Below are 17,237 nucleotides of genomic sequence, written 5' to 3'. Positions count from 1 at the left end.
CGGCGCCCGGCCGTGCGGCGGGACCCCGGGAGCGGCCCAGGGGCTCGCCGGGCGGCGGCGGCACCGGCGGCAGCGCCATCGCCCGGGTGGCGTCCGCGGGGGGCGGGCCCTTGGGGGTCTCGGGGGCGTGCACCGCCTTGAGGAGCAGTTCCCGGGCGCCCGCGTCGGTGAGCCGCTGGGCGGGGTCCTTGGCGAGCAGCCCGTAGATGACCTCCTCCAGGAGGGGGCCGGCGTTCCTCGGCGGGTCCAGGGGCTCGGTCATCACGGCGGTGAGGGTGGCGATGGCCGACCCCTTGTCGTACGGGGGGCAGCCCTCCACGCTGGCGTAGATCAGACCGCCGAGCGACCACAGGTCGGCGGCGGGTCCTGGCCGGTGGCCGCGGGCCCGCTCCGGCGAGATGTACGACGGGGCCCCCACCAGCATGCCGGTGGAGGTGATGGAGGGGTCGCCCTCGACCTGGGCGATGCCGAAGTCGGTGAGGACCACCCGGCCGTCGTCGGCGATCAGCACATTGGACGGCTTCACATCGCGGTGGAGGATGCCCTCGCGGTGGGCGGAGCGCAGCACGTCGAGGATGGCGAGTCCGACCTCGGCGGCCCGCCGGGGCGTCAGGGTGCCGTCCTCCCGGATGACTTCGGCGAGGGACTTCCCCTCCACCAGCTCCATCACGATCCAGGGGCGGTCGTCCTCGTCCACCACGTCGAAGACGGTGACCGCGCTGTTGTCCCGGATCCGGGCGATGGCCTTGGCCTCGCGCAGGGTGCGGGTGATGAGGCGGCGCTTCTCCTCGTCGTCGATGCTGGTGGGGAAGCGCAGTTCCTTGACGGCGACGGTACGGCCCAGGGTCTCGTCGACGGCGCGCCAGACGGTGCCCATGCCGCCGCGCCCGAGGACGCCGCCGAGCCGGTAGCGCCCGGCGAGCAGCCTCCCTTCGGAGTCCCGGCCGGCCTCCGCGTCGGGCCCGTCCGGGCCGGCCCCCCGGCCGCCTGTGCGGGCCGGGCGCCCGGCGGCGCCCCGCTCACCCGGCGCACGGTCGCCCGCGGCCACCGGCTCCCGTGCCCCGGCCTGCCGGGGCACGGCGGCCCGCCCGGCCGCCGGCCGCGCCGCCGGGGATGTGGCGTCCCGGCCGGCCGGCTCAACCTCCGCCGGGGTGCCCGCGTCTGTACCCGTGTCAGCCCGGCCGGTGCCGCGCCGGGCACCGGGGCCGTCGCCCGCGCCCCGCGCGGGGGCGCCCCCGGCCCGGCCGGACCTCTCGGGTGCCTCGCCGGTCCGCTCCGGCCCCGGGGCTCCGGGGGCGGTGGACCTGTCCTGCTGGGGCTCCCGCGACTGCTCCGCCTCCGACATGCGTCCCCTCTGCGATCCCTGGTCTTCGCCCGCGCCCGCCGCTCCCGCGCGATGCGGTAACACGCCTTGGCAGAGCCTTCATTGTTCCTCACTCCGGGACCGGGGGTTCTCCCGGGTCCGCCGACCGCCCGGCCGCGCCCGGAAGGTTGGGGGATCCACCATGCCAGGAGACGGGCGCCCGCGGTCAGAGCGGGACGATGTCCGGTGCCCCCAACCGCGCCGCGTCCGCCGTCAGATCGTCCGGCTGGCGCTGCGACTCCCGCTCCGCCTCCACCCGCTTCTCGTAGTGGGCGACCTCCTTGTCGATCTGTTCCGGGCCCCAGCCCAGTACCGGCGCCATCAGCTCGGCGCACTCCCGGGCGCTGCGGGTGCCCCGGTCGAAGGTCTCGATGGAGATCCGGGTGCGCCGGGTGAGGACGTCGTCGAGATGGCGGGCCCCCTCATGGGACGCGGCGTAGACGACCTCGGCGCGCAGATAGTCGTCCGCCCCGGTGAGGGCATCGGCGAGGGAGGGGTCGGCCTCGATGAGGGCGAGCAGCTCCTCGGTCAGCGATCCGTAGCGGTTGAGGAGGTGCTCGATCCGGGCCACATGGAGGCCGGAGCGGGCGGCGAGCCGCGCCCGTGCGTTCCACAGGGCGTGGTAGCCCTCGGCGCCGGCCAGGGGGACCTCCTCGGTGACACAGGGGGCGACCCGCTGGTCCAGACCGTGGACGGCTTCGTCGACGGCGTCCTTGGCCATCACCCGGTAGGTGGTGTACTTGCCGCCCGCGACCACCACAAGACCGGGGACGGGGTGGGCGACGGTGTGCTCGCGGGAGAGCTTGCTGGTGGCGTCGGACTCCCCGGCGAGCAGCGGGCGCAGCCCGGCGTAGACACCCTGGACGTCGTCGCGGGTGAGGGGCACCGCGAGGACCGAGTTGACATGCTCCAGCAGATAGTCGATATCGGCGCTGGAGGCGGCGGGGTGGGCCTTGTCGAGGTCCCAGCCGGTGTCGGTGGTGCCGACGATCCAGTGGCGTCCCCAGGGGATGACGAAGAGCACGGACTTCTCGGTGCGCAGGATCAGCCCGGTGGTGGAGTGGATCCGGTCCTTGGGCACCACCAGATGGATGCCCTTGGAGGCGCGGACGTGGAACTGGCCGCGCTCGCCGATCAGGGCCTGGGTGTCGTCGGTCCACACCCCGGTGGCATTGACGATCTGCTGGGCGCGGATCTCGTACTCCCCGCCGGTCTCCACGTCCTGGACGCGGGCGCCGACGACCCGCTCGCCCTCGCGCAGAAAGCCGATGACCCGGGCGCGGCTGGCGGCCTGGGCGCCGTAGCCGGCGGCGGTGCGCACCAGGGTGGTGACGAAGCGGGCGTCGTCCATCTGGGCGTCGTAGTACTGGAGGGCGCCGACCAGGGCGTCCTTCTTGAGGCAGGGGGCGACCCGCAGGGCGTTGCGCCGGGAAAGATGGCGGTGCACCGGCAGGCCCCGGCCGTGGCCGGAGGAGACGGACATGGCGTCGTAGAGGGCGACGCCGGATCCGGCGTAGAGGCGCTCCCAGCCCTTGTGCTGGAGCGGGTAGAGGAAGGGAACCGGCTTGACCAGGTGGGGCGCCAGCCGCTCCAGCAGCAGCCCGCGCTCCTTGAGTGCCTCGCGCACCAGCGCGAAGTCCAGCATCTCCAGATAGCGGAGTCCGCCGTGGATGAGCTTGCTGGAGCGGCTGGAGGTGCCCGACGCCCAGTCCCTGGCCTCCACCAGGCCGGTGGCGAGCCCTCTGGTCGCCGCGTCCAGCGCGGTGCCCGCGCCGACCACTCCGGCGCCGACGACCAGCACATCCAGCCCGCGCTCGGCCATGGTGGTGAGTGCCCGCACCCGCTCCTCGGGCCCCAGTGTCGCTGTCTTCACCGCACTTGCCTCCCGTCGCCCCCGTGTACCCCTGCCCGTGCCGGGACCCGCCCGGCCCGCGTCCGCTCCGTCCGCCCGGCCCTCCCCGCGGAGGTCACCGCACGGACGTCGCCGCGCGGAGATCGCCGTACGGATGTCGTGACGGCGAACTCGCGATCGGGCTCACAACATCGATTCTGTCCGCAGTCACCGACTTCAGCCACCGCCTGTGGACAACACTCGGTCCGCCACGCTCAACCAATGCGGCATATCGGTCATATTTACGCCTAGTGTGACATTGCGCGCCGCCCATTCCGCCCACAGGGGTTGCGCCACCGCTCGACCCCGGCTATGGACGGCTCAGGGAAGGACGCCAGCCACCCCATGCCCGCAGATCTCGTCGTCATCGGACTCGGCCATCACGGCCTGCCTCTCGCCCAGGCCGCCGTGGCCGCCGGAATCGCCACCATCGGCTACGACCCGGACCCCCGGCAGCTCAGCGAACCGGCCGCCGGACGCACCCCCGCCGACATCCGCCGCATGGTGTCCGGCGGATTCCGCGCGGTCACCGACCCGGCCGCGCTCGGCCGCGTCCGTACCGCCGCCCTCTGCGCACCCACCCCGCCCGGCCCCGACGGAGCCCTCGACCTCGGCCCGCTCACCGAGGCCACCCGCGCCCTCGCCGCCCGGATGCGCCCGCACACCACCGTCGTCGTCGAGTCGGCCGTCCAGCCCGGCACCACCGACTCGGTGCTCCGCCCCCTGCTGGAGGAGGGCTCCGGCCTCACCGCCGGGCGCGACTTCCACCTCGCCTACTCCCCCGGCCGGGTCGACCCCGGCCGCCGCACCCCCGGCTATGACCACATCCCCAAGGTCATCGGCGGCCTCACCCCCGCCTGCACCGAGGCCGCCGCCGCCTTCTACGGGCGCCTCACCGACAAGGTCGTCCGCGCCCGGGGACTGCGCGAGGCCGAGACCGTCCAGGTACTGGAAACCAACTTCCGCCATGTGAATATCGCCCTGGTCAATGAGATGGCGGTGCTCTGCCACGACCTCGGGGTCGACCTCTGGGACGTGATCCGCTGCGCCGAGTCCAAACCGTACGGCTTCCACTCCTTCCGCCCGGGACCCGGCGTCGGCGGCCACGCCGTCCCCCTGGACCCCGGCACCCACCCGTACGGCGGACGCGCCCTGGGACCCCTGCGCATGGTCGGCCTCGCCCAGGAGATCAACGGCCGGATGCCGCAGTACGTCATCCAGCGCTGCGCCACCCTCCTCAACGAACACGGGAAATCCGCCCGCGGCGCCCGGGTGCTGCTCCTCGGCGTCACCTACAAACCGGATCTCGCCGACCTCGCGGGCTCCCCCGCCACCCCGATCGCCCGCCGGCTGATGGAGCTGGGCGCCGCCGTCAGCTACCACGACCCCTATGTGCCGCACTGGCGGGTCCACGACCAGCCCATCCCCCGGGCGGACCTTCTCTACGAGGCCGCCGCCGAGGCCGACCTCACTGTGCTGCTCCAGCATCACCACACGTACGACCTGCAAGGACTCGCCGTGAAGGCCCAGCTGCTGCTGGACACCCGGGGCGCCGTCCCGGCGGGCGCGGCCCACCGGCTCTGAACCGACCACCCGGGTGCACCGCGAGCCCCCCGTACGACCGGTGAAACAGGCCGCGACACAGGTACGGGCAACGCGAAGGGGCGGGACCCGGTCATCGGGTCCCGCCCCTCACTCACGCGTGATCAGCGGCGGTGCTGCGAGTCCGCGACGGTCACCTCGACCCGCTGGAACTCCTTCAGCTCGCTGTAGCCGGTCGTCGCCATCGCACGGCGCAGCGCCCCGAAGAAGTTCATCGAGCCGTCCGGGGTGTGCGACGGGCCGGTGAGCACCTCCTCGGTGGTTCCGACGATGCCCAGGTCCACCAGCTTGCCGCGCGGAACGTCCTCGTGGGCGGCCTCCATGCCCCAGTGACGGCCCCGGCCGGGGGCGTCCGTGGCACGGGCCAGCGGGGACCCGATCATCACCGCGTCGGCACCGCAGGCGATGGCCTTGGGCAGATCGCCCGACCAGCCCACACCGCCGTCGGCGATGACATGCACATAACGGCCACCGGACTCGTCCATGTAGTCCCGGCGGGCCGCGGCGACATCCGCCACCGCCGTCGCCATCGGGACCTGGATGCCCAGCACATTGCGGGTGGTGTGGGCGGCGCCGCCACCGAAGCCGACCAGCACGCCCGCCGCGCCCGTGCGCATCAGGTGCAGCGCGGCCGTGTAGGTGGCACAGCCACCGACGATCACCGGGACGTCCAGCTCATAGATGAACTGCTTGAGGTTGAGCGGCTCGGCGGCGCCGGAGACATGCTCGGCGGAGACGGTGGTGCCCCGGATGACGAAGAGGTCGACACCCGCGTCCACCACGGCCTTGGAGAACTGGGCGGTGCGCTGCGGCGAGAGCGCGGCGGCGGTGATCACACCGGAGTCGCGCACCTCCTTGATCCGCTGCCCGATCAGCTCTTCCTTGATCGGAGCCGCGTAGATCTCCTGGAGGCGGCGGGTGGCCGCCTCGGGGGACAGCTCGCCGATCTCGTCCAGCAGCGGCTGCGGGTCCTCGTACCGCGTCCACAGCCCCTCCAGGTTGAGCACCCCGAGGCCGCCCATCTCGCCGATGCGGATGGCGGTCTGCGGGGAGACCACGGAGTCCATGGGGGCGGCCAGGAAGGGCAGGTCAAAGCGGTAGGCATCGATCTGCCAGGCGATCGAGACCTCCTTCGGGTCCCGTGTGCGCCTGCTCGGTACGACGGCGATGTCATCGAACGCGTACGCCCTGCGACCGCGCTTGCCGCGCCCGATCTCGATCTCAGTCACCTTGTGTGGCCTTTCCCTCTACGTCTGGCGCCTACCAGTATCCCCGACCCGTCGGACCGGGGCGGCTGCGGACGTGCCGCAGGGGCGGCCCCGGAGCCCGGAGCCGCCCCCGTACACCGCTGAGCGGCTACTTCCTGCTGTAGTTGGGCGCCTCGACGGTCATCTGAATGTCATGGGGGTGGCTCTCCTTGAGCCCCGCGGAGGTGATCCGGACGAACCGGCCGTTCTCCTGGAGCTGGGGCACGGTGCGGCCGCCGACGTAGAACATCGACTGGCGCAGCCCGCCCACCAGCTGGTGGACGACGGCGGAGAGCGGGCCCCGGTAGGGAACCTGGCCCTCGATGCCCTCCGGCACCAGCTTCTCGTCGGAGGCGACGCCCTCCTGGAAGTACCGGTCCTTGGAGAACGAGCGCTGGTCGCCACGGGACTGCATGGCACCCAGGGAGCCCATGCCCCGGTAGGACTTGAACTGCTTGCCGTTGATGAACATCAGCTCGCCCGGGGACTCCTCGCAGCCCGCGAGAAGGGAGCCGAGCATCACCGTGTCGGCACCCGCGACCAGCGCCTTGGCGATGTCGCCGGAGTACTGGAGGCCACCGTCGCCGATGACCGGGACCCCGGCGGCGCGGGCGGCCAGCGAGGCCTCGTAGATCGCGGTGACCTGGGGGACGCCGATACCGGCGACGACCCGGGTGGTGCAGATGGAGCCGGGGCCCACCCCGACCTTGATGCCGTCGACACCGGCGTCGATCAGCGCCTGGGCGCCGTCGCGGGTGGCGATGTTGCCGCCGATGACATCGACACCGGCGGAGTTCGACTTGATCTTGGAGACCATGTCGCCGACCAGCCGGGAGTGGCCGTGGGCGGTGTCCACGACGATGAAGTCGACACCGGCCTCGATCAGGGCCTGGGCGCGCTCGAAGGCATCACCGGCGACACCGACGGCGGCGCCGACGATCAGCCGGCCTTCCTTGTCCTTGGCGGCGTTGGGGTACTGCTCGGCCTTGACGAAGTCCTTGACCGTGATCAGGCCCTTGAGGACACCCGTGTCGTCGACGAGCGGCAGCTTCTCGATCTTGTGGCGGCGCAGCAGCTCCATGGCGTCCACACCGGAGATGCCGACCTTGCCGGTGACCAGCGGCATCGGGGTCATGACCTCGCGCACCTGACGGCCGCGGTCGGACTCGAAGGCCATGTCACGGTTGGTGACGATGCCCAGCAGCCGACCGCTGGGGTCGGTGACCGGGACACCGCTGATACGGAACTTCGCGCACAGCTGGTCGGCCTCGGCGAGGGTGGCGTCGGGGTGCACCGTGATCGGGTCGGTGACCATGCCGGACTCGGAGCGCTTCACCAGGTCGACCTGGTTGGCCTGGTCGGCGATGGAGAGATTGCGGTGCAGCACGCCCGCGCCGCCCTGGCGGGCCATGGCGATGGCCATCCGGGACTCGGTGACCTTGTCCATCGCCGCGGAGAGCAGCGGGATGTTCACCCGGACGTTCTTCGAGAGATACGAGGAGGTGTCGATCTGGTCGGGCGCCATGTCGGAGGAGCCCGGCAGCAGCAGCACATCGTCGTAGGTCAGCCCGAGTGTCGCGAATTTCTCGGGCACTCCGTCGACGTTGGTCATGACACCTTCCCCAAATGGCCTTGATCGGTGCGGATGTCCATGCTAACGGCCTGGGACCCCGACTCATTCCACGAACAAGATCGCCCGAACAGTTTGTGGGTTGATACACATGTCCGGGAAGGGGAACACGTGATCATTACGGGCGCCGGGCCGAGACGCAGGTCACGGCCCGGCGCGCGGGTCACCACACGGCCCGGGTGGACCACCGCCCGGCCCGCGTGCCGCCGCCCCGCGCGGAAGTCACCGCGCGGGTGTCACTGCTCCGCGAGCGCCCGCAGCCGGCTGAGCGCCCGGTGCTGGGCGACCCGGACCGCACCCGGGGACATGCCCAGCATCTGCCCGGTCTCCTCCGCCGTCAGCCCGACCGCCACCCGCAGGACCAGCAGCTCACGCTGGTTGTCCGGGAGGTTGGCCAGCAGTCTGCGGGCCCACTCGGCGTCATCGCTGAGCAGGGCGCGCTCCTCCGGGCCGAGGGAGTCGTCGGCCCGCTCGGGCATCTCGTCGGAGGGCACCGCCGTCGATCCCGGGTGGCGCATGGCCGCCCGCTGGAGATCGGCGACCTTGTGCGAGGCGATGGCGAAGACAAAGGCCTCGAAGGGTCTGCCGGTGTCCCGGTACCGGGGCAGGGCCATGAGGACGGCGACACAGACCTCCTGGGCGAGATCCTCCACGAAGTGACGCGCGTCGCCGGGCAGCCGGTTGAGCCGGGTGCGGCAGTAGCGCAGCGCGAGCGGATGAACATGCGCGAGGAGATCGTGCGTGGCCTGCGCGTCTCCTTCGACGGCACGGTGAACGAGTGCACCGATCACCGTGGTGTTGTCGTCACGCATCGGTCCATGGTGCCTTGGTGGCCGCTGATCCGTGGCACCGTGTCCCATGTTGTGCACCGAAGCGTTATGAGCAGGTGCGCCGGAACTCATGGCCTGCGCCCTCCCCTTCCGCTCGCCGGACTCGTCCCCGAGGAACTCCACAACCTCAAGGATGCGGCATCCCGCCGGAAACGGACGCCCGCGGTCGTCGGCGTCCTCGCCGATCCCCGCCCACCGAGGGGGCGGGCGGGGCCGGAGGGCGCGCTTCCGGCGCCCCCCGGACGGCCGTCCGCCGGGGTCCCGCGAGGGACTAACGGACCAGGCCCCAGCGGAATCCCAGGGCTACGGCGTGGGCCCGGTCCGAGGCCCCCAGCTTCTTGAAGAGACGCCGGGCGTGCGTCTTGACCGTGTCCTCCGAGAGAAACAGCTCACGCCCGATCTCCGCGTTGGACCGGCCGTGGCTCATCCCTTCGAGCACCTGGATCTCCCGCGCGGTGAGGGTGGGCGCGGCGCCCATCTCGGCCGAGCGCAGCCGCCGGGGGGCGAGCCGCCAGGTCGGGTCGGCGAGCGCCTGGGTGACGGTCGCGCGCAGCTCGGCGCGGGAGGCGTCCTTGTGCAGATAACCGCGGGCCCCGGCGGCGACGGCCAGCGCCACCCCGTCGAGGTCCTCGGCGACGGTGAGCATGATGATCCGGGCGCCGGGGTCGGCCGAGAGCAGCCGCCGCACGGTCTCGACGCCGCCCAGTCCGGGCATGCGCACATCCATCAGGATCAGATCCGAGCGGTCGGCGCCCCAGCGGCGGAGGACTTCCTCGCCGTTGGCCGCGGTCGTCACACGCTCGACGCCGGGCACGGTCGCGACCGCGCGGCGGAGCGCCTCTCGGGCGAGCGGGGAGTCGTCACAGACGAGGACGGATGTCATGGCCGCCCTCCGCAGCTGATGCGCGTCACCTTGTGCCTCCAGGCTGTACGTGTTGTCACCTGTGCGGTTGAACGCTCCGGACATGTGTCGGACATGCGACCGAGCGCTTGTCGCTTCAACCGCTTCAGCACTACCAACGATGGTCACTCGAAAGAGTTACGGGTCGGCCCGCATTCTTCGGCACTCCGCGCGAACGGGGCCGCCACCAGGGGTGAACGGTTCTTCACGGATCAGGCATGCCCCATTTAGCGGCTTTTCTTCACTTTGGGTGGTGTCTATGGCTAGATTCGCAATGAATCATATTTACATCTACTTACACATTAGATGTACGGTCGTGAGGCAGTGTGCGGGTGCCGGGTGCGGCCCGTATCCCGCTCCGCGCGCGACCTGACCGATCCAGTCAGCACGGTTTCAAGGGGCAAGCGCTATGGCAGATTTCTCCCGCCTTCCCGGACCCAACGCCGATCTGTGGGACTGGCAGCTCCTCGCGGCCTGCCGTGGGGTGGACAGTTCGCTCTTCTTCCACCCCGAAGGAGAGCGGGGCGCGGCGCGCAGCGCGCGTGAGAACTCGGCGAAAGAGGTGTGCATGAGATGCCCGGTCCGCGCCGAGTGCGCCGCGCACGCCCTGGCGGTACGGGAGCCGTACGGGGTCTGGGGCGGGCTGACCGAGGACGAGCGCGAGGAGCTGATGGGCCGGGCCCGGCATCGACTGGTCCCGGCGACGGGCGCCCCGGCCCGGGGGGCGGCCGACCCGGCCCAGAGCTGAGCCCGGGGATCCACCCCGGGGTGAACAGCGGTGCGGCGGATCAGCGGCTGGCGGCCCGTGCCAGCTGCTCCAGGGTGGCGCCGACCGCCGGCACCCGGTGCAGATCCGGCAGGGTCAGCGCCACGATCTCGCGGGCCACCCGGGGCTCCACCACCACCGTGCGGGTCCCCTTGGGACGTACCGACTCCAGCGCCAGCTCCGGCAGGACCGCCACCCCGAGACCCGCTCCGACCAGGCCGATCACCGCCGGATAGTCATCCGTCGCGAAGTCGATACGGGGGGTGAAACCGGCCGTCTCACAGACCTCCACCAGCTGCCGGCGGCAGCGCGGGCACCCCGCGATCCAGGGCTCGTCGGCGAGGTCGCCGATGGTGACCGCACCGGCGTCCGCGAGCCGGTGCCCCTCCGGGACCAGCCCCACGAGCCGGTCCGTCAGCAGCGGCCGGACCACCAGGTCGTCCCACTCCCCCTCGCGCTCGGCCCCCGCGTACCGGAAGGCCAGCGCCACATCGCAGTCCCCCTCGCGCAGCATCTCCACCGAGCGCGGCGGCTCCGCGTCCACCAGGGAGACCCGGGTGCCGGGATGGGCGGCGCGCAGCGCGGCGAGGGCCGTGGGCACCAGGGTGGAGCTGCCGCTGGGGAAGGAGACCAGCCGCACCCGCCCCGCCCGCAGCCCGGCGATGGCGGCGATCTCCTCCTCCGCGGCGGTGAGCCCGGCGAGGATGCCCGAGGCATGGCGCACCAGCGCCTCACCCGCCTGGGTGAGGCGCATCTCCCGGCCGGTACGGATCAGCAGCGGGGTCCCCGCCGAGGTCTCCAGGGCCTTCATCTGCTGGCTGACGGCGGGCTGGGTGCAGCCCAGGGTGCGGGCGGCGGCGGAGAACGACCCGGTGGCGGCCACCGCGCGCAGGACTCGGAGATGACGGGCTTCGATCACCCCTCAAGCATAAGTCCCACTTGGGGGTCCACCGAATTATTCACTGGAGCATTTGAGGTGATGACCCGTAGCGTAGAGCCATGAGAGTTCTGACCGTCAATGTCGGCCGCACCCGGGCTGTGGAGTACAGCGACCGCCCCACCGCCATCGACAAGCGTCCCGTGGAGGGCACCGTCCAGGTGGCCGAGCCCGGGCCGTCCGGGATCGGCGGCAGCGCGCTCGCCGGGGACATGATCGGCGACCTGCGCCACCACGGCGGCTCCGACCAGGCGGTCTATGCCTTCGCCCGGGAGGATCTCGACGACTGGGAGCGGGAGCTGGGCCGCCCCCTGCACAACGGGATCTTCGGCGAGAATCTGACCACCGAGGGCCTGGAGGTCAGCGACGCCCTGATCGGCGAGCGCTGGCGGATCGGCGGCGGGCCGCTCCTGGAGGTGACGGACGGCCGGATCCCCTGCCGTACCTTCCAGGGCTGGCTGGGCGAGAAGGGCTGGGTCCGCAGATTCACCCAGCGCGCCAGGACCGGGGCGTATCTGCGGGTGATCGAGCCGGGCGGGGTCCGCGCGGGCGACCGGGTGGAGATCGTGTACCGGCCCGACCACGGGGTGACGGCGAGCATGGGCTTCCGGGCGGCCACCACCGAGCGCACCCTGCTCCCCGAGGTACTGGCGGCGGGCGACGCCCTCCATGGTGAACTGCGGCGGATCGCGGATGAATATGTGGCGAAGTACGGTCGTGCCTGACCGTCCACGGCCAAGGGGCACTACGGTTCCCCTATGACGACCGCATTGATCACGGGAGCGACCGCGGGCATCGGCGCCGCGTTCGCACGGCGGCTCGCCGCCGACGGACACGACCTGGTGCTGGTGGCGCGCGACACCAAGCGGCTCCAGGAACACGCCACCGAGCTGCACGACCGCCATGGCGTCGAGGTCGAGGTGCTGACCGCCGACCTCTCGCTGGACGATGGCATCGCCCTGGTCGAGAAGCGGCTCTCGGACCGTCGCAACGCCGTGGACCTGCTGGTCAACAATGCGGGCTTCGGCAACAAGGGCCCCTTCCTCGAAGCCTCCATGGCCGATGAGCTGACCATGCTCAAGGTCCACTGCGAGGCGGTGCTGCGGCTCACCTCGGCGGCGGCCGAGTCCATGAAGGAGCGCCGCCGGGGCGCCGTGATCAATGTGGCCTCGGTGGCCGCCTTCCTCCCCCGGGGCACCTATGGCGCCTCCAAGGCGTGGGTGGTGCAGTTCACCCAGGGCGTGGCCCGGGAGCTGAGCGGCTCGGGGGTACGGCTGATGGCGCTCTGCCCCGGTTTCGTACGGACCGAGTTCCACCAGCGGGCCGGGATGGGTACCGACAACATCCCCGGCTGGATGTGGCTGGACGCGGACAAGGTGGTGGGCGCCGCCCTCACCGACCTCACCCGGGGCCGTACGGTCTCCATCCCCGACCCCCGGTACAAGGCGCTGACCGGGCTGGTGAAGCTGGCACCGCGCGGACTGCTGGGCGGGGTCAGCTCCTCGGCGGGACGGAAGTACGGGCCGCGCTGACCGCGTTGTCGGCATACGGCACCGGGCGCGCGGGCAGCCGTACCGCATGGGCCCTCCCGGCGTACCTCCCCGTGCACCCCACAGTGAATCCCCCAGTGGATCGCCCGGCACCGACCCTCGCGGCACGCGGCCCGAGGTGCTGCTCGCCATGGGCCCCGGGGTGGCCGAAAGACTCCTCACCCCCGCCCAGCGCACCCGGCTGACCTCGCTGGCCCGGACCGATCCGGAGCTGGTCGCCCATGACCTGACCGACCCGTCCCCCGCCGTACGGGCCGCCCTTGCGACCGCCGACGCCCTGCTGACCTGCTGGGGAGCACCGGTGATCGGCCCCGAGGCGCTCGCCGCCGCACCCCGGCTGCGGGCGGTCGTCCATGCCGCCGGATCGGTGCGCCACCATGTCACCGACGCCTGCCGCCGGCGCGGTATCGCCGTCTCCTCGGCCGCCGCCGCCAACGCCCTGCCGGTCGCCGAGTACACCCTCGCCGCCGTGCTCCTCGCGGGCAAAGGGGTGCTCACCTCCGCCCGGTCGTACGCACGGACCCGCGCCCTCCCCGACTGGCGGCGGGTGCCGGTGGAGCGGGGCAACTACGGCCGGACGGTCGGTGTCGTCGGCGCCTCCCGGGTGGGACGGCGGGTGATCGAGCTGCTGCGCCCGTTCGATCTGCGGGTACTGGTCCACGACCCGTACCTCACGGACGGGGACGCGGCGGCGCTGGGCGTGGTGCGGACGGGGCTGGACGAGCTGTGCCGGGCCAGTGATGTCCTCTCGGTGCACGCCCCCGAGCTGCCGGAGACCCGCCAGATGATCGACGGCCGCCGGCTGGCGCTGCTGCGGGACGGAGCGACGGTGGTCAACACCGCGCGCGGCTCGCTGATCGACGAGCGGGCGCTCCTGGCGGAGCTGGTGCCGGGGCGGCTGCACGCGGTCCTGGATGTGACCGACCCGGAGCCCCCGGTGGTGGGCTCGCCCCTCTACACCCTGCCGAATGTGCTGCTGACCCCGCATCTGGCGGGCTCGCTCGGCGGGGAGCTGCACCGGCTGGCGGAGGCGGCCCTGGACGAGCTGGAGCGCTTCGCCCGGGGGCTGCCCTTCGCGGAGCCGGTGGGACCCGAGGCGCTGGAGCACGGGGCCTGAGCGCTCCCGGAGCACGGGCCCCGACACCCGGGACACCAAGAGAAGGCCGGTGAAACGGGCCCGGCCCGGTACCCCCGCGACGGGGATACCGGGCCGGACGGAGCGCCAGGGCCCCGTGGGCGCCTTACGGCGCCGTGCCTCAGTGCGAGTGGCCGTGACCGTGACCGGCGTCGCCGGACTCCTCTTCCTTCTTCTCGACGACCAGGGTCTCGGTCGTGAGCAGCAGGGAGGCGATGGAGGCCGCGTTCTCCAGGGCGGAGCGGGTGACCTTGACCGGGTCGATGACGCCGGCCTTGACCAGGTCGCCGTAGTCGCCGGTGGCGGCGTTGTAGCCCTGGCCCTTCTCCAGCTCGGCGACCTTGGAGACGATGACGTAGCCCTCCAGGCCGGCGTTCTCGGCGATCCAGCGCAGCGGCTCGACGGCGGCGCGGCGGACGACGGCGACACCGGTGGCCTCGTCGCCCTCCTTGCCGAGGTTGCCCTCCAGCACCTTCACGGCGTGGACGAGCGCGGAGCCACCACCGGAGACGATGCCCTCCTCGACCGCGGCGCGGGTCGCGGAGATGGCGTCCTCCAGACGGTGCTTCTTCTCCTTCAGCTCCACCTCGGTGGCGGCGCCGACACGGATCACGCAGACACCGCCGGCCAGCTTGGCCAGGCGCTCCTGGAGCTTCTCGCGGTCCCAGTCCGAGTCGGTGGACTCGATCTCGGCCTTGATCTGGGCGACGCGGCCCTTGACGTCCTCGGAGTCGCCGCCACCGTCGACGATGGTGGTGTCGTCCTTGGTGATGGTGACGCGGCGGGCGGAGCCCAGCACGTCCAGACCGGCCTGGTCGAGCTTGAGGCCGACCTCCTCGGCGATGACGGTGGCGCCGGTGAGGACGGCGATGTCCTGGAGCATCGCCTTGCGGCGGTCACCGAAGCCGGGGGCCTTGACGGCGACGGCGTTGAAGGTGCCACGGATCTTGTTGACCACCAGGGTGGAGAGCGCCTCGCCCTCGACATCCTCGGCGATGATCAGCAGCGGCCGGGAGCCACCCGCCTGGATGACCTTCTCCAGCAGCGGCAGCAGGTCCTGGATGGAGGAGACCTTGCCCTGGTTGATCAGGATGTACGGGTCCTCCAGGACGGCCTCCATCCGCTCCTGGTCGGTGACCATGTACGGGGAGAGGTAGCCCTTGTCGAAGGCCATGCCCTCGGTGAAGTCCAGCTCCAGGCCGAAGGTGTTGGACTCCTCGACGGTGATGACACCGTCCTTGCCCACCTTGTCCATGGCCTCGCCGACCAGCTCGCCGACCTGCTGGTCCTGCGCGGAGAGCGCGGCCACGGCGGCGATGTCGGACTTGTCCTCGATCGGACGGGCGGTCGCGAGAAGCTCATCGGACACGGCCTTGACCGCGGCGTCGATGCCCTTCTTCAGCGAAGAGGGGGAGGCGCCGGCGGCGACGTTGCGCAGGCCCTCGCGGACCAGCGCCTGGGCCAGCACGGTGGCGGTGGTGGTGCCGTCACCCGCGATGTCGTTGGTCTTGGTCGCCACCTCCTTCACCAGCTGGGCGCCGAGGTTCTCGTACGGGTCGTCGAGCTCGACCTCACGGGCGATCGTGACACCGTCGTTGGTGATGGTGGGGGCGCCGAACTTCTTGTCGATGACGACATTGCGACCCTTGGGGCCGATCGTCACCTTCACCGTGTCGGCAAGCTTGTTGACGCCGCGCTCAAGGGCGCGACGGGCGTCCTCGTCGAACTTCAGGATCTTCGCCATGGGAGCGTCTCAGTCCTCTTCGTGATGCGAACCGCGATAACGAACGGCGCCCCCAGCGCCCGGAGTTTTCAGAGTCAGGGGGCCAGGGGCGCAGCTCAAAAAATGGGGTGAATTACTTCTCGATGACCGCGAGCACGTCGCGGGCGGAGAGGACGAGGTACTCCTCGCCGTTGTACTTCACCTCGGTGCCGCCGTACTTGCTGTAGAGCACGACGTCGCCGGTCTGCACGTCGAGCGGCAGGCGCTCGCCGTTCTCAAAGCGGCCCGGGCCGACCGCGAGGACGACGCCCTCCTGGGGCTTCTCCTTCGCGGTGTCCGGGATGACCAGGCCGGAGGCCGTGGTCTGCTCGGCGTCGAGCGGCTGGACCACAATGCGGTCCTCAAGCGGCTTGATGGCAACCTTGGAGCTGGTGGTCGTCACGATCCGACCTCCCCCTTCGGAGATCTCACGGGGTTTACTGTCTGAGGTGGCGACCAGGTCGATCCGTCGTCGCGGGTGCCGGACCTGCCCGTCGCTGTGTTGGCACTCTCCAATGGGGAGTGCCAGACCCGAGACTATGACCGCGCTTAGCACTCGGTCAAGCGGAGTGCCAGATACGTACCCTGGCGCCGCCCCCAGGAGGGTCAGACGTAGTCCTCCAGACGGGCCACCGCGTACCCCTTCTCCGTCACGGTCCGCAGCACCTGCCGGATCATGTCCGCCATGCTGCCGTCCCACTCGTCCGTCCCCCGGAAGTGGGTCAGGATGATGTCCCCGGGATGGAGGTCCCGGTCCCACTCCCGCCACTCCATACGGTCGGGGAACGCCTCCGCCGCCCACAGGGGCACGGCCTTGACCCCGCACTCCTTCGCCGCGCGCAGGGTGTTCTGGTTGTAGTTGCCGTACGGGGGACGGAAGAGCGGCGGCCGGGTCCCGTACCGCCGGGCGAGCAGCTCCTGCTGGCCGCAGATCTCCCGCTTCTGCTCGGCGTAGTCCAGGGCCGGCATGTACCGGTGGTTCACGGTGTGGTTGTGCAGGGCGACCCCCCGGTCGCGCATCTCCCGGAAGTACGGGTAGTCGTCGCGGATCAGATAGTCGCTGAGGAACGAGCTGTACGGGATCTGTAGCTCGGACATCATCCGCAGCAGCTCGGGATCCTTCTCCCGGCCGTCGTCGATGGTCAGGAAGACCACCCGTTCGGTCACCGGCACCGTGGTGAAGACCGGCGGCAGCCGGTCGTGGCCCGCGACCTCGAACCCGTCCCGGGTGGTCAGCCGGGGCTTGCGGGCGGGCGGCGGGGGCGCGACCAGCGGCACCCGCTCCAGCCCCCACTTGGCCGCCGCCGCGGCCCGCAGCGCCCGGCTGTGCCGCTCCCGCTCGGCCCGGGAGGCCGGCGCCCCGGGAGGCCCGGCCTGCTGACGGGCGGTGCGCGGCCCGGAGCCGGATGCCCCCGATGACATGGCGGACCCCGAGGGCCCGGCCGTGCAGGCGGAGGCGGCGACGGCGGCGAGCAGCGCGGCGACGGCGGTCGCGGTCCGGCGGCGTTTCACCCGTCTGCACTTTGCAGTATTTTTTTCGTTTTGTCTGATCTGCTTCATGGCGCTGGATCCTGTCAGGGCGACCGCCCCGGGCCCCTCCGACACCGCCAGCGGCGGCGGACC

Annotated in this window: 15 protein-coding genes; 5 read left to right on the top strand and 10 right to left on the bottom strand. The window is 71.7% G+C overall.

All coding sequences use genetic code 11. The features are described 5' to 3' along the window. A partial coding sequence (locus tag ABT354_RS28250; protein ID WP_351498816.1) for a protein kinase domain-containing protein occupies positions 1-1,345 on the bottom strand: 1,345 nt, incomplete at its 3' end. 184 nt (positions 1,346-1,529) lie between these two features. Beyond that, on the bottom strand, positions 1,530-3,236 hold the full coding sequence (locus ABT354_RS28245) for a glycerol-3-phosphate dehydrogenase/oxidase (protein ID WP_351498814.1): 1,707 nt from the start codon (positions 3,234-3,236) through the stop codon (positions 1,530-1,532). 363 nt (positions 3,237-3,599) lie between these two features. Between ABT354_RS28245 and ABT354_RS28240 the strand changes: the two genes are divergently transcribed. Further along, positions 3,600-4,838 (top strand): nucleotide sugar dehydrogenase, encoded by a 1,239-nt coding sequence (locus tag ABT354_RS28240; protein ID WP_351498811.1) that lies wholly within the window; start codon positions 3,600-3,602, stop codon positions 4,836-4,838. Positions 4,839-4,960: 122 nt separating this feature from the next. Here ABT354_RS28240 and ABT354_RS28235 read toward each other — a convergent pair whose 3' ends face one another. From ABT354_RS28235 to ABT354_RS28220, 4 genes are all read right to left on the bottom strand, one after another. After that, on the bottom strand, positions 4,961-6,085 hold the full coding sequence (locus ABT354_RS28235; RefSeq protein ID WP_351498809.1) for a GuaB3 family IMP dehydrogenase-related protein: 1,125 nt from the start codon (positions 6,083-6,085) through the stop codon (positions 4,961-4,963). A gap of 127 nt (positions 6,086-6,212) precedes the next feature. Continuing rightward, positions 6,213-7,715, bottom strand: coding sequence for an IMP dehydrogenase (gene guaB, locus ABT354_RS28230; RefSeq protein ID WP_351498807.1), 1,503 nt, complete (start codon positions 7,713-7,715; stop codon positions 6,213-6,215). A 254-nt stretch (positions 7,716-7,969) separates the two neighbouring features. Further along, positions 7,970-8,545 carry a sigma-70 family RNA polymerase sigma factor gene (locus ABT354_RS28225; RefSeq protein ID WP_351498805.1) on the bottom strand — a complete coding sequence of 192 codons (576 nt, stop codon included), beginning with the start codon at positions 8,543-8,545 and terminating at the stop codon, positions 7,970-7,972. A gap of 289 nt (positions 8,546-8,834) precedes the next feature. Continuing rightward, on the bottom strand, positions 8,835-9,446 hold the full coding sequence (locus ABT354_RS28220; protein ID WP_003948568.1) for a response regulator transcription factor: 612 nt from the start codon (positions 9,444-9,446) through the stop codon (positions 8,835-8,837). Between the two features lie 427 nt (positions 9,447-9,873). Here ABT354_RS28220 and ABT354_RS28215 point away from each other — a divergent pair, with 427 nt between their 5' ends. Then, entirely contained in the window at positions 9,874-10,212 is a 339-nt protein-coding gene (locus ABT354_RS28215; protein WP_351498803.1) for a WhiB family transcriptional regulator, read from the top strand. A gap of 40 nt (positions 10,213-10,252) precedes the next feature. On the opposite strand, the gene ABT354_RS28210 is transcribed toward ABT354_RS28215, so the two are convergent. Further along, a complete protein-coding gene (locus ABT354_RS28210; RefSeq protein WP_351498801.1) occupies positions 10,253-11,149 on the bottom strand; it encodes a LysR family transcriptional regulator in 897 nt (298 codons plus the stop codon). Between the two features lie 80 nt (positions 11,150-11,229). Here ABT354_RS28210 and ABT354_RS28205 point away from each other — a divergent pair, with 80 nt between their 5' ends. The 3 genes from ABT354_RS28205 to ABT354_RS28195 all read left to right on the top strand — a co-directional run bounded on the left by ABT354_RS28205 (position 11,230) and on the right by ABT354_RS28195 (position 13,834). Next, positions 11,230-11,892 carry an MOSC domain-containing protein gene (locus ABT354_RS28205; protein WP_351498799.1) on the top strand — a complete coding sequence of 221 codons (663 nt, stop codon included), beginning with the start codon at positions 11,230-11,232 and terminating at the stop codon, positions 11,890-11,892. 33 nt (positions 11,893-11,925) lie between these two features. Continuing rightward, on the top strand, positions 11,926-12,699 hold the full coding sequence (locus tag ABT354_RS28200) for an SDR family NAD(P)-dependent oxidoreductase (protein ID WP_351498797.1): 774 nt from the start codon (positions 11,926-11,928) through the stop codon (positions 12,697-12,699). A gap of 148 nt (positions 12,700-12,847) precedes the next feature. After that, positions 12,848-13,834 carry a hydroxyacid dehydrogenase gene (locus ABT354_RS28195; RefSeq protein ID WP_351498826.1) on the top strand — a complete coding sequence of 329 codons (987 nt, stop codon included), beginning with the start codon at positions 12,848-12,850 and terminating at the stop codon, positions 13,832-13,834. A gap of 139 nt (positions 13,835-13,973) precedes the next feature. On the opposite strand, the gene groL is transcribed toward ABT354_RS28195, so the two are convergent. The 3 genes from groL to ABT354_RS28180 form a co-directional block, all read right to left on the bottom strand. After that, a complete protein-coding gene (gene groL / locus ABT354_RS28190; protein ID WP_351498795.1) occupies positions 13,974-15,596 on the bottom strand; it encodes a chaperonin GroEL in 1,623 nt (540 codons plus the stop codon). A gap of 112 nt (positions 15,597-15,708) precedes the next feature. Next, positions 15,709-16,017 (bottom strand): co-chaperone GroES, encoded by a 309-nt coding sequence (gene groES, locus ABT354_RS28185; protein ID WP_323449607.1) that lies wholly within the window; start codon positions 16,015-16,017, stop codon positions 15,709-15,711. 203 nt (positions 16,018-16,220) lie between these two features. Next, entirely contained in the window at positions 16,221-17,174 is a 954-nt protein-coding gene (locus ABT354_RS28180; RefSeq protein ID WP_502983515.1) for a polysaccharide deacetylase family protein, read from the bottom strand. Positions 17,175-17,237 lie beyond the last annotated feature (63 nt).

Source organism: Streptomyces sp. NPDC000594, from assembly GCF_040299965.1.
Lineage (GTDB): Bacteria > Actinomycetota > Actinomycetes > Streptomycetales > Streptomycetaceae > Streptomyces.
This window is presented reverse-complemented; position numbering and strand designations above follow the sequence as displayed.

Bases quoted from the DNA above. Each gene is read 5' to 3' on its own strand.
- ABT354_RS28215 (WP_351498803.1), top strand. From the start codon at position 9,874: ATGGCAGATTTCTCCCGCCTTCCCGGACCCAACGCCGATCTGTGGGAC.
- groL (WP_351498795.1), bottom strand. From the start codon at position 15,596: ATGGCGAAGATCCTGAAGTTCGACGAGGACGCCCGTCGCGCCCTTGAG.
- guaB (WP_351498807.1), bottom strand. From the start codon at position 7,715: ATGACCAACGTCGACGGAGTGCCCGAGAAATTCGCGACACTCGGGCTG.
- ABT354_RS28205 (WP_351498799.1), top strand. From the start codon at position 11,230: ATGAGAGTTCTGACCGTCAATGTCGGCCGCACCCGGGCTGTGGAGTAC.
- ABT354_RS28220 (WP_003948568.1), bottom strand. From the start codon at position 9,446: ATGACATCCGTCCTCGTCTGTGACGACTCCCCGCTCGCCCGAGAGGCG.
- ABT354_RS28200 (WP_351498797.1), top strand. From the start codon at position 11,926: ATGACGACCGCATTGATCACGGGAGCGACCGCGGGCATCGGCGCCGCG.
- ABT354_RS28225 (WP_351498805.1), bottom strand. From the start codon at position 8,545: ATGCGTGACGACAACACCACGGTGATCGGTGCACTCGTTCACCGTGCC.
- ABT354_RS28240 (WP_351498811.1), top strand. From the start codon at position 3,600: ATGCCCGCAGATCTCGTCGTCATCGGACTCGGCCATCACGGCCTGCCT.
- ABT354_RS28195 (WP_351498826.1), top strand. From the start codon at position 12,848: ATGGGCCCCGGGGTGGCCGAAAGACTCCTCACCCCCGCCCAGCGCACC.
- ABT354_RS28180 (WP_502983515.1), bottom strand. From the start codon at position 17,174: ATGAAGCAGATCAGACAAAACGAAAAAAATACTGCAAAGTGCAGACGG.